Genomic DNA, 13,368 nt, shown 5'->3' with positions numbered 1-13,368 from the left:
GGTCATAAGTCAAACCAACCAAAAAGGCAAAGAGCGCCTTTCCGGTTGGTTCGTCTTATGCTTGTCGCCTCTGAATGAGCCGCCTACGCTTTTCTTGTTACCACATACGATATCCCTTTGATGCAGGTGGAGCGTTTTGGATCATGTCAATGAATGGAACAGAGTAGGCTACAAGAATGAGTGCTGCCAGGATGGTTAGCCATATTTTCCAGTTTTCCAAGGCCATAGGTGTTCTCTCAGCTGTTTCTGCTTGCTCTCCGACAGGGAATTCTTCTTCCCCTTTAGGTGAGAAAAAGGCCAGGTTGATAAAGATATAAAGGACTAAAATGATGCCTATGAAGAGAATGGTTCCCCCGACGGCCTGTGCGATTTGATAAGGAATCCAGTCAAGTGCCTGAGGTGCATCTCCGTAAGTGGAATAAGAAGACCTCCTAGGTGCACCGAGTAATCCAACCGCGTGCATGGCACCAGACATGATGCTCATTCCGACAGCCCATACAATCGCTTGGACGATGGCCAGTTTGTTCATCGCTTTCGTTAAAACACGCCCAGTTAAGTGAGGAACCAGCCAATAAGCAATGCCAAAGAACGTTAAGACGACAGATGTTGCCAGAGTTAAGTGAAAGTGTCCGGTTACCCAAATCGTGTTATGAACAACCTGATTCATTTGATTGGAAGCATTGATCAAGCCGCCGGCTCCAGCAGGAATGAATGCAACCATTCCAATGAAAGGAACCGTAAAACGGGCATCTCCCCATGGGAGTTTCTTGAACCATCCGAACAAACCAGTCGCTCCCTTGGATCGTCCATACATTTCAAATGTTGCAAACAATGAGAATGCTGTCATTAGGGAGGGAATGACTACCATAAACGTCAAAATTACCTGCAAGAACTTCCAGTATGCATCAATTCCCGGTTCTACTAATTGATGATGGAATCCGACTGGAATCGAGAAGAGAAGGAACAGAATAAAGGATAGTCGTGCCAATGAATCTGAAAAGATTTTTCCGCCGATGACTTTTGGAATGATGACGTACCATGCCATATAAGCAGGCAGCAACCAAAAATACACAAGAGGGTGACCGAAATACCAGAATAATGTTCGACTGACAAGCACATCGACCCTATCTACCAAACCAAGTGACCAAGGCAGAAGTTGGAATAGAACAGTTCCTGCAACCCCAATGGTGGCAACAATCCATAAGACAGTATTGATGATGGCCATGAAGGTTAACAAAGGACTCGGTTGCCCAGGATGTTCTTTCCTCCAGCTCACGTATTTCATGATCATCCCTGCTCCGCCAAGCCAGCTTCCAACCACTACAAAGGTTAATCCTAAGTAGAAGATCCAATGTGCTTGCAATGGAGCATAAAATGTATAAAGGACGGTTGCTTCATTTAATAGAATCATAACGGCAGCCATGATTGTACCGATAAGCATGACCCAGAAACCTAACCACCCCATCAAACGGGATTTACCGGAATAGGTCCCTGACGTCCGGGAAATGGCGGCATGCTGGAATCCAAGGATAAAGAAAGTTGTGAGTACTAATCCGAGTAACACTCCGTGAACCGTCAACACTTGATAATACCCAATACCTGCAGGCAACGTGAATCTGCCTGATCGGACCAAAACTTGTAACAGACCTGCCAATCCACCAAGTGCGAGAGCAGCAAATCCAACATAAATATGAGCCATTGCCAGAGTGGCATCTCTTTTATCGATTCTCACAAATGTTTTCATTTAGTCCACCACCTTTATCATAGATTTCATCGTGTGATGTCCGACACCACAATATTCATTGCAGACAATGAGGAACTCGCCCGCTTGATCAAGAGTTGTCGTGTATTCACTCACGAATCCTGGTTCAAGCATCATGTTGATATTGGTTCCTGCCACTTCAAATCCGTGAACGACGTCCTTGGTGGTGGCGATGATTTTAAGTGTAGAACCCTTGGGGATTTCGACTTCACCAGGAGTATAAAGAAAAGCAGAAGCAACGAACACCAACTCATAATCCCATGCCTTTCCTTCCACTTTTTTTAATCCGGGTTTATTGAATGGAGCGATTTGGTCCACCTGCTCCGGATTGACATAAGCCTTCGCACTTGGAGGCTGATGCCCCTGATGAAAAGCAGAAATTCCTAAAATGATTAAAAAAATAATAAGAGACCCTGTACCCAACGTTAACCACCATTTCTCATAGCGATGCATGTGCATATAAATCACTCCTTAAATTAAAAACGATTCAGAAATAGAAAGAATACCCCAAGCCATGTAAGGACTAAAAAGCCTCCCAGAACTAAAACGGAAGTAAATGTACCTTTTAATGAATTGGAATCCTTTAATTTCACTTCAGTTTTTTGACGTAATTCCGGTTTTCCCATTCCACTCATTCCTTTCATGAAGCGAAGACTGATTTGATACCTTTATCATAAGGGAGTACATCTCGTCTAATCTGTGATAAATGTCACACTTGGTGGGGAGATTTGTGAAGAAAATGTGAAGAGATTGGAAATTGGGCCATTGTGCGTGTTCATTTGAAGGGAGGCGATGCATAAAGTGTAGGAATGACCATGGAGGGAGAGAATCAGATGGAAAAATATTATTGTAGACAGTGTTGCCAGATCTTTTCAGAAAAAATGATTTGTCCTCAATGTCATCTGCCGGTAGAAGCAAAAATACACATTCAGGTACACCACCAGCAAGGGAAAAAAGATCATCGGTGAGACTTTGGAAGGCGGCATGTGCTAATATAAAGAAGATTCAAATAAAAAGAAAGGCGGTGGGGGGATGTTTGTTCCTTCATTTTCATTAAAAGATAAATTGGCTGTTGTCACTGGAGCGGGCCGCGGAATTGGACAGGCATTGAGTATCGGGTTAGCCGAAGCAGGATCTGACGTGATCTTATTATCCAGGACAAGAGTTGATTTAGAAGAAACGGCTGTTGAAATCGAGAAACTAGGAAGGAAAGCCCATATCCTCCCGACAGATGTAACATCACGTGAGGATATTAAAAAAGTGATAGCCTACATAGAAAACCATGATTTGACCATTGATATTCTAATCAATAACGCAGGGATGAATATTCGTTCGAGTGCCTTGGAGGTAACCGATGACGAATGGGAAAAAATCATGGACACGAATTTAAAATCCGCTTTCATGATGAGCCAGGAAGTGGGAAAACATATGCAAGGAAGGAAGCAGGGGAAAATCATCAATATTGCTTCGGTCGCAGGTCATGTCGCTCTCAGGACCGGTGTGGTTTATGCTTCCACAAAAGCAGCGATGATCCAAATGACGAAAGTATTAGCAATGGAATGGGGGCAATACAATATTAATGTCAATAGCATCGGCCCCTGGTATTTCAAAACACCCTTAACCAAAGAACTTCTTCAAAATGAAGAGTATGTAAACGATATCCTGAACGTCACGCCATTAAAAAGGATCGGTGAACTGAAAGAATTGGTTGGGCCTGCAGTGTTCCTCGCATCGGACGCTTCAAATTATGTTACCGGCCAAACTCTATTCGTAGATGGTGGCATGACAATTCATGGGTTTTGAATCTTACATGACAAAAGGCTAACCTACGTCCAGGTTAGCCTTTTGTTTGAACAATCTCTATTCCATCATCAAAACGACTAGGAAATCCCCCACATTTTCAATGGTAAGGGGTAGTTTTAATGCTTTGTCAAACCCATACATCTTGGATTGACCGACAATAACGGTAGGGGGGGTGATGTCCAGTGAGTGTCCGGCATGTGCAAGGAGTGTAGCAAGATTTCCTGCAATCATATTTCCGAGTTCCCCCGCAAAAGATTCAAGCATTTCACCTTCCAGCGGCATTCCAAACATAGATGCTCCCAAACCTTGAAAGCTCTCCTCTTCTCCATCGATGATCATTCTTCCTCTGACATCACCAGTGAAGCCGATGAGTACACCGATTTTATGTTGGCTGAACGGCTCGGTCAGCAATGACGGCTTTAAAACGTCAATGTTTAAAGGAATGACCCCCTTAATCGCTTCAACCGAACTATTGAGTATATCTGTGACACTTTTCGTTAAAATCATGTCGTTTCCTCCAGTATTTTGTCACTATAATCATACCATATCACCCAGGAATAAAGGATGGTATTTTAACAATTGTTTCATACTAAAGAACTATTTTCCTGCATGTGAATAAATAAAGCATGACACAATATACATGTTTTAAATGCTTTTGGTAAAGCTATCCTTACATGGAAGTGTAAGGAGTGAACATGAATGCCGAAAATACTCTCAGTCGAAACTGAAATTCCGCCTGTGAAAATCACGCAAAACGATGCAGCAGAATTCGCAACACAATTATTTTCTTCAAGTTTTAGGGACATTGGACGTTTGATTCAGGTGTTTCAAAATGGCGAAATCGAAAGTCGTTATTTTGTGAAAGATCTGGAGTGGTTCTCTAGGGATCACTCCTTGCAGGAAAAAAACGATGAATTTATACACCATGCCGTTGAGTTGGGGAGTAAAGTGGTCAAGAAGAGTCTTTCAAATCAAAATCTTACACTGGATGATATAGATGCCATCTATACAATCTCTACATCGGGGCTTTCAACCCCGAGTCTTGAAGCGAGGATAATGAATCGTCTTTCTTTTTCTCCGCATGTGAAACGAATTCCGATATGGGGATTGGGATGTGCAGGAGGAGCGAGTGGGTTATCCCGTGCATACGAGTACTGTTTAGCGTTTCCTGCAGCAAATGTTCTAGTTCTTTCCATCGAACTGTGCTCATTGACCTTTCAACACGGAGATCGTTCAAAAAGTAATTTGATCGGGACGTCTCTTTTCGCAGATGGTGTGGCATGTGCTCTTGTTTGCGGGGACGACAGCCCGGCTCTGAATGGAACATCCAAGCCACTACCATCGATATTCGCCACTCAGTCCACGCTGCTCCAGGATTCACTTGATGTCATGGGATGGGAAGTAAAGGATGATGGGTTGTACGTCGTATTTTCCAAAGATATTCCTACACTGGTGAAACAGTGGCTTCGGCCAAATGTTGAAGGCTTCATTCAGGCCAATGGTCTGGATCTAAAGGATATAAAGCATTTTATAGCCCATCCTGGTGGAAAGAAAGTGATTGAGGGGTATATGGATGCTTTGGGAATGGATGAAAGCATGACCTCCGAATCCATGAAGGTGTTAAAGGAATTTGGAAATATGTCCTCTGTAACAATTCTTTATGTTCTCAAAGAATTCATGGACAAAGATTGTAAGTGTGGAGATATTGGCCTTGGCACGGCATTGGGGCCGGGATTTAGTTCCGAGCTTCTATTAATGAGGTGGGAATGATGCTCTATTTTGTTTTGTTCTTCTCTGTATTGGTGATTCAAAGACTTGTAGAGCTGTTCATAGCGAAATCGAATGAGAAATGGATGAAGAAGCAGGGTGCCAAGGAATACGGACAATCACACTATAGAATGATGGTAGCTATTCACATCGCATTTTTTATTTCTCTTTTAATTGAAGGTGGTGTCTTTCATTCAGGAGTCAATCCCTTTTGGCCGTTATTGCTTGCTGGGTTCATCCTTACTCAACTGGTGAGGATATGGGCGATTGCTTCTCTGGGAAAGTATTGGAATACCAAAATCATCGTCCTTCCAAAAGCGGATGTCGTGGCAAAAGGGCCTTATAAACATCTGAAGCACCCAAACTATCTTATCGTCACATTGGAATTACTGATTATTCCATTACTTTTCAATGCGTTTTGGACACTGTTCATCTTTGCATTATTAAATCAATTCATTCTTTCTATCCGTATCCCGCTCGAGGAACACGCACTGAAGGCAGAGACAGATTACGGACAGGTGCATTTCAAAACAAAGGGCTGGATTCCTCTGTTTAAAAAAGAAAAATGATTTTCTTATTGAAAATGATTATCAATTTTGATAAGATTCTAATTGAAGATGAAAATTATTCTCAAAAGGGCGGGATTCAAATGGTATGGTTTTTGATATTGTTTACGGTAGTAGCGTATGGCTTCACAATGAAGTATATTTTATCTAACGTCATGAAGAATCCAGCACAACGGGAGAACAAGTCATCCTACCAGACGAACCCTAAATCGTTTGTTCGCTCAAACTTGATCGCAACAGAAACAACAAGATAAATAGATCTAGCCTTCTTCTTAACGGGAGAGGTTTTTTTTTGTCTTTTTTCCACATTTAGATCTTTTGCATATACTGCTGATATCATCACCCATTTCCTTCATCATGACAGGATATCATAGAGAATTTATATGAAATACGTTAAAATAAAAACGTTATCATTTTTGTCAGCGCAGAAAGGAATTAGACTATGAGTCAGATTGAACATAAAAGCACGGAATTACATAATACGTTTAAAGATCTTGCAGCCTACTATGATATCTTCATGCAAAATGGTGATGAAGAAAGGGCCGCCAAAGTGGAAAGGTTGGCAGAAAAGCTGAACAAGCATGAGTTGATCCTCGCTTTTTGCGGGCATTTTTCCGCTGGTAAGTCCACCATGATCAACAGCCTGATGGGAGAAGATATTCTTCCATCAAGTCCGATTCCAACCAGTGCGAATTTGGTCAAGGTTCATCATGCACAAACAGATTTTGCGAAAATTCATTATCACAAATCCGAAACCTTATACTTTAAGGCACCTTACGACTTTAAGGCCATAAAGGAATTTTGTAAAAATGGTGAAGATGTTTATTCTGTAGAGATAGGGCGAAAGAGAAGTGAAGTGCCTGAAGGCGTATCTGTATTGGATACACCAGGTGTCGATAGTACAGATGATGCCCACAGACTTTCTACGGAATCAGCCATCCACTTGGCAGATGCCGTTTTTTATGTAATGGATTATAACCATGTCCAATCTCAAGTGAATTTCGAGTTCACCAAGGAAATGGTTCGACATGGCGTCAAATTGTATCTAATCGTCAATCAAATCGATAAGCATCAGGATGAAGAATTAGCATTCACCGAGTTTCAGGAAAGCGTCAAGAACTCATTCGCATCATGGGGAGTAGTACCGGATGGAACCTTTTTTACAAGTTTGAAGAACCCTGACCATCCACACAACGACCTTAGGAAACTACAGGTTCTGATCGAAGATCACGTCAAAAAGAAAAGTGAACTGATTGAAGACTCGGCGATCTCTGCCATTTCCCAATTGAAATCTGAACATGAGAAATGGTATGAGGAAAATCTGGAAAAAATCAAGGATAGAGCCCTGGAAAGTCTTACTGAAGAAGAATGGGAGAATAAAGACATCCTTCTTGCGAAAGAAAAAAAGTTGATGGAAACAGTAGCGAAAAGAAATATCAAAGCCGTTAAAGATCAATTCGAAGAGGAGAGAAGGGAAATTCTCAAAAATGCCTACTTGATGCCTTTCGAAACAAGGGAGTTAGCCAAAGCCTACCTGGAAAGCAGACAACCGGACTTTAAAGTCGGATTCCTATTCTCGAAACAAAAGACAGAAGAGGAAAAAGCGATGAGACTTCGCACGTTTAAAGAGGATATGAACACCCGGATTGAAGCTCAATTGGAATGGCATTTAAAGACCCTAGGAAAGAATATGGTGAAAGAATATCTTCCTTCATCTAGTCAGGGGCTGGAATGGGATCGACTGAAACTTGAAGTCGATGATCGCTTCCTGGAGGATTTGATTAAACAAGGCGCAGGTATTACGAGTGACTATGTTCTTCAATATTGTGATGATCTTTCGGAGGCGTTGAAAAGGAAAGCCAGAAATGAAACGAATGAGTTGAAGGAAGCTCTGATTTCTGAAATGGAGAACTCATCTGAAGAGGAGCATTCAGCCATGGAAGAGGAGTTGGATGAGCTTCAGAAGAAGACCGGCATGATTTATCAATGGAACCTGCTTCAAGATGAGAAAAATGCACAGCTCCGAAAATTAATGAAAGCGGAAATCGAACCTAAGCGGGCTGATTCGGTTATTTCAGAATGGATCGTGAAATGGAAAGAGAGGGAGGAAGATTATATTCTGGCCTCTGAGGAGGTTCTTGAACAGAGAAAGGGAGCAAGACACGATCAGGAAGAGGATCCTAGAGCTGCCATGCACGAACAGGAAACGTCTTCTGCCTCTATGGAAGAGGTCATCGATCGGTTAGATAAGATGTCCCACGTGTTCAAAAAGTATAAAGGCTTTGCGAGAATGGCCGAACTATTGCAAGGAAAGAGGGACCGGCTTTCGAATCAATCCTTTACGATTGCATTATTTGGTGCTTTTAGTGCCGGGAAATCATCGTTTGCCAATGCCCTGTTAGGAAGGAAAGTCCTTCCTGTGAGTCCGAATCCCACCACTGCTTCCATTAATCGAATCAACCCGGTTTCTGAAGAACATGAACATGAAACGGCCAATGTGCAAATCAAAACCCATGAACAGTTGTTTTCGGACATCAATCATTCTCTTTCATTTTTTAATCGAAGTGTGTCATCCCTGGACGAAGCAAATGAGCTGATCCCTGCATTAACCAGTGAAGGAAGCGGCAAAGAAAATGTTCACCTCTCTTTCCTTCAAGCCTTTCTCAAGGGATATCCTTCCTTTAAGGAAAGTCTTGGAAGTTCTCGGAAGGTCGACCTTGACCAATATAGAGGATATGTAGCGGATGAGGAAAAGGCTTGCTTTGTTGAGTCTATTGATCTTTACTTCGATTGTGAGATTACAAGACAGGGAATCACCCTCGTCGATACTCCAGGAGCAGATTCTATCAATGCTCGGCACACGGGTGTTGCGTTCGAATATATCAAGAATGCCGATGCGATTCTTTTTGTGACGTATTATAATCATGCTTTTGCAAAGGCTGACAGGGAATTCCTTATCCAACTGGGCAGGGTGAAGGACACCTTTGAATTGGATAAAATGTTTTTTGTTGTCAATGCCATCGACCTTGCCAGTCATGAAGAAGAAAAAAATGAAGTCATCGACTATGTAGAAAATCAGTTGATGCAATATGGGATCCGTTTTCCGAGGATATTCGGAGTATCGTCCCTTCAAGCTCTTAAAGATTCCGACTCACATAAATCAGGCATCGATGTTTTCAAGGAGGAATTTCAAACCTTCATACAGAATGATTTAGTGAGTATGAGCTTAGATTCCGCACTAGGTGAATGGGAAAGAGGACTGCAGCGTTTTAGACAATATCTGCATTCCGCTTCAAGTGATAAGAACTATAAACAAGTAAGGAAGCAGGAGCTTGTAGAGAGAAAGGCAGAGGTTCTCACCCTTATTGATGCCCAAGCTGTAGTGCCCCTTATAGTGGAAATGCAGCAGGAATCTAAGGAGCTAGTTTATTATGTGAAACAAAGAGTATTCTTCCGGTTATCGGACTTCTATAAGGAAGCATTCCATTCAGGATTATTCCTGCAGTTCCCAACACAATCAAAGGCGATTCAAGAAGGGTTAAAAGAGTTTCTATCGAGTATCGGGTTTGATCTTGCTCAAGAAATGCGGGCTACATCCCTTCGAATCCAGCAGTTCATTCAAAAGCAGCTCCATGATCAATGGTTGGCCCTGGAAGACAAGATCCAGCGGGTAGAGCCGGATCTTGTCTTGTCTCCACTGGAGTATAAAACTGATCGCACCATCGAATTCGAGAGCGCCTTTGACCAAGTGGAACTAAGACCGTTTGAAGAAGCCTTTTCAACATTTAAGAATCCAAAGCATTTCTTTGAAAAGGGCGGGAAAAAGGTTGTACAGGTAAAACTCGAGTCCTTGCTTCAAGAACCTGCCGACCATTATCTGACTCAGGAACAGGAACGACTGGATACGTGGGGAGGAGCGTTCTTAGAAGGAGGATTCGAGGCGCTTAAAGAAGAAGTAATTAGTCAAGTGTTAGATCAGATCGCATCCCATCTGGAGGCTCTTGAAACTGTTCAGGACCTGAATCAACTGAAGCAGGATTTAGAGCAGCTCGAACAAGCATAAAGAAGAAGAGGAGGACAATTTCTGTGAATCCTTATCATTGCTGTGCTACATGCATTCACATTCGAGGAATGAAGACGGATCAGAAAACCACCTATTTCTGTTCACGACTGGGCTATGAAACCAAAACCACTTACCAATTTTCTTGCTGGGAACCGAAAGAGGAAGTGCTGAAATTGATGAAGAAGAGGGGGATGATATCATGAGTATGCTCGTAAATGTAAATTGGCTGAAGGATCATATGCATGATGAGAATGTAAGAATCATTGATAGTCGTTTTTCTTTAGGAAATCCTGATAGAGGTCGAGAGAAGTACAATCAAAGCCATATTCCGGGTGCCGTCTTTTTTGATCTTGAAAAGGATTTATCTGGGCTTGCAAAAAAACATGGTGGTCGCCACCCCCTCCCGAACATGAAGAATTTTCTGCGAAAAGTCGAAGATGCAGGGATCGACAATCAAACAACCATCGTGATCTATGATGGAGAAGAAGGCGCATTCGCTGGTAGATGCTGGTGGTTATTCCATTACATCGGTCATGAGAACGTCTACCTACTGAATGGAGGATTTGCTGCTTGGAAAAAAGCTTCAGGTAAGACGGAATCTACTGTTCCCATATATCCTTCATCAAGCTATCATCCCAACTTCAATGAAGACATTGTGGCATCTTTGGATGATGTAAGGAGCATTGCAAATGGGAATAGGGATACCCCATTGATCGATTCTCGGAGCAGGGAACGATTCGCAGGTCGTGAAGAACCAATCGACCGTATACCAGGCCATATTCCAGGTGCGATAAATCTTCCATGGACAGATGGTGTAAAGAATGGTTATTTCATTGGACCGGATGAACAGAATGAACGTTTCTCCGAGCTGAAGAAAGAAGACCCGATCATCGTGTATTGTGGATCCGGTGTGACAGCCACACCAAACTTTATTGGGCTCAAGGAAGCTGGATTTGCCAATGTTAAACTTTATGTAGGGAGCTACAGTGATTGGGTTTCCTATGAAAATCACAAGGTAGAGAAAGAGTAATGGAGGATAGCTAATTGGAAAAGGTTCATCACTTTTCCAATTAGCTATTTATGCTTATATGTTATACTTTAAAAAGTGAAATGGACGAATTGAAGTGATAAGGAGTGGATGAAATGGAAAATAAAAATGAGCATTTATTATTAATAGATGGAATGGCATTACTTTTTCGATCTTTCTTTGCAACAGCCGTAACGGGCCAATTCATGATGAATTCTAATGGCCTTCCAACAAATGGGGTGCAGGGATTCATGAAGCACTTGCTAATGGCAGCGGATCATGTGAAACCTACACATATCATTGTATGTTGGGATATGGGAAGTCAGACATTCCGTAACGAAGTATTCAACGACTATAAATCAAATCGTAATGCACCACCAGTTGAATTGATTCCTCAGTTCGACCTTGCAAAAGAAGTGGCAGCAGGATTCAATCTCTCAAATGTGGGGGTAGTCGGCTATGAAGCAGACGATTGTATCGGGACATTGGCAAAGCTTCATCAATCTGAACGCAAAGTATCCGTACTTAGCGGAGACCAGGACCTGCTTCAGCTTCTTGACGAGAACATTGATATTATGTTGTTGAAAAAAGGTTTTGGGAACTACCAGACGTATACGAAAGACATTTTTGTGGAAGAAAGAGGCATTACCCCGCAACAATTTATCGATGTGAAAGCACTGATGGGAGATACTAGTGACGGATATCCAGGGGTAAAAGGGATCGGGGAGAAAACCGCATTGAAACTGATCCAACAATATGACGATATATCCGGTATCCTTGCCAATTTGCACGAGCTCACTCCTTCTCAACGAAAGAAAATCGAAGAGGATTTGGACATGCTGCATGTTTCAAGGAAGCTTGCTGAAATTCACTGTGAAGTACCATTATCTGTTTCCGTTGAGGAAGCCAGATGGAATAACGTATCACATGATACACTTTCCCTGGTGGACGACTTAGAACTGAAAGTTCTTAGAAGGTTTTTAGTAGGGTCGAATGTATTGGTGGCTTCCAGTTAACGAGGAATTGAGTGTGTCAGGGATCGTCATGTCCCCCTGACACATTTTTATTAGGACTTACTTTTTATTTGTTTTTTTAGCTGCATTTTCTAATGTGCTTTTTGGCTCCATTGCGAATTCAGCATCCTGGGAAATGCCTTGGGGATTAACGCTTTTTGCATTCTTCCCTTTGTTTTTATTGTTTCCTTTGGTCATCCTTAACCCCTCCTTGAATATGATCTTTATTATTTTGTCATTGTTCCATGCAAATATCCCATGTACAGAGAGATTTTTGGACAAACTATGGATAAGGGAGGTGTAAGGGTGAACAAAGGAATCATAACGGCATTGATAAGTATAGCTTTTGCACAAGGATTAAAGATCCCATTGCACTTTATGAAAAAGAAGGAATGGAAACCGGAGTTGTTTTTCCAAACTGGTGGAATGCCGAGCTCCCACAGTGCCGGAGTGGCATCGTTAACGACATTTATTGCATTAAAAAGAGGGGTAAGAACGATCGATTTCGCTCTTTCCTTTATTTTTGGTTTGATTGTCATGTACGATGCCCAGGGGATTCGTCGCCAAACCGGCGAATTGACCCTTAAGGTCAATAGCCTGGATGAGCTCGTCCGTAAGGCACATGAAAAGGAAACAGTGGAATTCGAAGAGAAAAAACCAAAGAGACTGAAGGAAATGCTCGGACATCAGCCCCAAGAAGTGGTAGGCGGTGCATTACTCGGATCTCTTTTAGGCTTCATTGCGTTCTTGTTTTCTAAAAAGGATAGGCAAAAGAAAAAATTTTCTGTAAGATAAAAGATGACAAAGTGGCGATAAGGTGAGGAGAAACGTGAAAAAGACAACAGAAGAATTTCTCATAGATCTAGAAAATAAAGGCTTTAAGTTCCAAGAAGACGCAATCGGCTTTATCTATTTCGGAAAAAAATACACAGATGCCCCGGACGAATTGGTCAATAGTGCCATCGAAATAACATTAAAAGCACAAAAGCAATTCGACAGCAGCTTCTACATGTCCATACTAGAAAGGCTTCATTCCCAGCAAATTGCATCACGAAAAGAAGCCCTGAGATGGATGGAAAACCAAGGATTGGCATAAAGAAAAGCGAAGGCGGCTCGTTCAGGCCCGACAAGCATAAGATGAATGGACCGGAAAGGCGTACTTTGCCTTTTTGGTCCATTTAGCTTATGACCTCGAGGGCCTAGCCGCCGCAGCTGGACAAAAGAAAAGCGAAGGCGGCTCGTTCAGGCCCGACAAGCATAAGATGAATGGATCGGAAAGGCGTACTTTGCCTTTTTGGTCCATTTAGCTTATGACCTCGAGGGCCTAGCCGCCGCAGCTGGACAAAAGAAAAGCGAAGGCGGCTCGT

13 protein-coding genes are annotated in these 13,368 nt (G+C 42.3%); 9 read left to right on the top strand and 4 right to left on the bottom strand.

The window, feature by feature from the left end:
• Nucleotides 1-97: 97 nt before the first annotated feature.
• Nucleotides 98-1,744, bottom strand: a complete 1,647-nt coding sequence (locus ACIGG7_RS21535) for a b(o/a)3-type cytochrome-c oxidase subunit 1 (protein ID WP_397550999.1) — start codon at nucleotides 1,742-1,744, stop codon at nucleotides 98-100.
• Nucleotides 1,745-2,221, bottom strand: a complete 477-nt coding sequence (locus ACIGG7_RS21530; RefSeq protein WP_224940429.1) for a cytochrome c oxidase subunit II — start codon at nucleotides 2,219-2,221, stop codon at nucleotides 1,745-1,747.
• Nucleotides 2,222-2,794: 573 nt separating this feature from the next.
• Between ACIGG7_RS21530 and ACIGG7_RS21525 the strand changes: the two genes are divergently transcribed.
• Nucleotides 2,795-3,565 carry an SDR family NAD(P)-dependent oxidoreductase gene (locus tag ACIGG7_RS21525; RefSeq protein WP_224940431.1) on the top strand — a complete coding sequence of 257 codons (771 nt, stop codon included), beginning with the start codon at nucleotides 2,795-2,797 and terminating at the stop codon, nucleotides 3,563-3,565.
• 57 nt (nucleotides 3,566-3,622) lie between these two features.
• On the opposite strand, the gene ACIGG7_RS21520 is transcribed toward ACIGG7_RS21525, so the two are convergent.
• Nucleotides 3,623-4,072, bottom strand: a complete 450-nt coding sequence (locus tag ACIGG7_RS21520; protein ID WP_224940432.1) for a chemotaxis protein CheX — start codon at nucleotides 4,070-4,072, stop codon at nucleotides 3,623-3,625.
• A gap of 192 nt (nucleotides 4,073-4,264) precedes the next feature.
• Between ACIGG7_RS21520 and ACIGG7_RS21515 the strand changes: the two genes are divergently transcribed.
• From ACIGG7_RS21515 to ACIGG7_RS21490, 6 genes are all read left to right on the top strand, one after another.
• On the top strand, nucleotides 4,265-5,335 hold the full coding sequence (locus ACIGG7_RS21515) for a type III polyketide synthase (RefSeq protein ID WP_224940433.1): 1,071 nt from the start codon (nucleotides 4,265-4,267) through the stop codon (nucleotides 5,333-5,335).
• Nucleotides 5,332-5,901 (top strand): isoprenylcysteine carboxyl methyltransferase family protein, encoded by a 570-nt coding sequence (locus tag ACIGG7_RS21510; protein WP_224940434.1) that lies wholly within the window; start codon nucleotides 5,332-5,334, stop codon nucleotides 5,899-5,901. Before ACIGG7_RS21515 ends, ACIGG7_RS21510 begins: the two co-directional genes overlap by 4 nt.
• 80 nt (nucleotides 5,902-5,981) lie before the next feature.
• Nucleotides 5,982-6,152, top strand: coding sequence for a hypothetical protein (locus ACIGG7_RS21505; protein ID WP_224940435.1), 171 nt, complete (start codon nucleotides 5,982-5,984; stop codon nucleotides 6,150-6,152).
• A gap of 188 nt (nucleotides 6,153-6,340) precedes the next feature.
• Nucleotides 6,341-9,961 (top strand): dynamin family protein, encoded by a 3,621-nt coding sequence (locus ACIGG7_RS21500; protein WP_397550998.1) that lies wholly within the window; start codon nucleotides 6,341-6,343, stop codon nucleotides 9,959-9,961.
• 205 nt (nucleotides 9,962-10,166) lie between these two features.
• Nucleotides 10,167-10,991, top strand: coding sequence for a sulfurtransferase (locus ACIGG7_RS21495; RefSeq protein WP_397551019.1), 825 nt, complete (start codon nucleotides 10,167-10,169; stop codon nucleotides 10,989-10,991).
• A gap of 113 nt (nucleotides 10,992-11,104) precedes the next feature.
• Nucleotides 11,105-12,004: a 5'-3' exonuclease gene (locus ACIGG7_RS21490; RefSeq protein ID WP_397550997.1), complete on the top strand. Its 900-nt coding sequence runs from the start codon at nucleotides 11,105-11,107 to the stop codon at nucleotides 12,002-12,004.
• A gap of 57 nt (nucleotides 12,005-12,061) precedes the next feature.
• On the opposite strand, the gene ACIGG7_RS21485 is transcribed toward ACIGG7_RS21490, so the two are convergent.
• Entirely contained in the window at nucleotides 12,062-12,199 is a 138-nt protein-coding gene (locus tag ACIGG7_RS21485; protein WP_224940439.1) for a small, acid-soluble spore protein L, read from the bottom strand.
• Nucleotides 12,200-12,307: 108 nt separating this feature from the next.
• On the opposite strand from ACIGG7_RS21485, the gene ACIGG7_RS21480 reads away from it, so the two are divergent.
• Together ACIGG7_RS21480 and ACIGG7_RS21475 are read left to right on the top strand one after the other, a co-directional pair.
• The gene (locus ACIGG7_RS21480) at nucleotides 12,308-12,796 is read left to right on the top strand and encodes a divergent PAP2 family protein (RefSeq protein ID WP_224940440.1); all 489 of its coding nucleotides are present in this window, start codon (nucleotides 12,308-12,310) and stop codon (nucleotides 12,794-12,796) included.
• A gap of 34 nt (nucleotides 12,797-12,830) precedes the next feature.
• Nucleotides 12,831-13,097, top strand: coding sequence for a DUF6123 family protein (locus ACIGG7_RS21475; RefSeq protein ID WP_224940441.1), 267 nt, complete (start codon nucleotides 12,831-12,833; stop codon nucleotides 13,095-13,097).
• The last annotated feature ends 271 nt before the right edge of the window (nucleotides 13,098-13,368 follow it).

The organism is Rossellomorea sp. NPDC077527 (assembly GCF_044542955.1).
Lineage (GTDB): Bacteria > Bacillota > Bacilli > Bacillales > Bacillaceae_B > Rossellomorea > Rossellomorea aquimaris_E.
The sequence above is the reverse complement of the archived record's forward strand: the minus strand, read 5'-3'. Positions and strand labels throughout refer to the sequence as shown.

Excerpts from the sequence above, each read along its gene's own strand:
- ACIGG7_RS21535 (WP_397550999.1), bottom strand. The coding sequence starts at position 1,744 with ATGAAAACATTTGTGAGAATCGATAAAAGAGATGCCACTCTGGCAATG.
- ACIGG7_RS21530 (WP_224940429.1), bottom strand. The coding sequence starts at position 2,221 with ATGCACATGCATCGCTATGAGAAATGGTGGTTAACGTTGGGTACAGGG.
- ACIGG7_RS21525 (WP_224940431.1), top strand. The coding sequence starts at position 2,795 with ATGTTTGTTCCTTCATTTTCATTAAAAGATAAATTGGCTGTTGTCACT.
- ACIGG7_RS21520 (WP_224940432.1), bottom strand. The coding sequence starts at position 4,072 with ATGATTTTAACGAAAAGTGTCACAGATATACTCAATAGTTCGGTTGAA.
- ACIGG7_RS21515 (WP_224940433.1), top strand. The coding sequence starts at position 4,265 with ATGCCGAAAATACTCTCAGTCGAAACTGAAATTCCGCCTGTGAAAATC.
- ACIGG7_RS21510 (WP_224940434.1), top strand. The coding sequence starts at position 5,332 with ATGATGCTCTATTTTGTTTTGTTCTTCTCTGTATTGGTGATTCAAAGA.
- ACIGG7_RS21505 (WP_224940435.1), top strand. The coding sequence starts at position 5,982 with ATGGTATGGTTTTTGATATTGTTTACGGTAGTAGCGTATGGCTTCACA.
- ACIGG7_RS21500 (WP_397550998.1), top strand. The coding sequence starts at position 6,341 with ATGAGTCAGATTGAACATAAAAGCACGGAATTACATAATACGTTTAAA.
- ACIGG7_RS21495 (WP_397551019.1), top strand. The coding sequence starts at position 10,167 with ATGCTCGTAAATGTAAATTGGCTGAAGGATCATATGCATGATGAGAAT.
- ACIGG7_RS21490 (WP_397550997.1), top strand. The coding sequence starts at position 11,105 with ATGGAAAATAAAAATGAGCATTTATTATTAATAGATGGAATGGCATTA.
- ACIGG7_RS21485 (WP_224940439.1), bottom strand. The coding sequence starts at position 12,199 with ATGACCAAAGGAAACAATAAAAACAAAGGGAAGAATGCAAAAAGCGTT.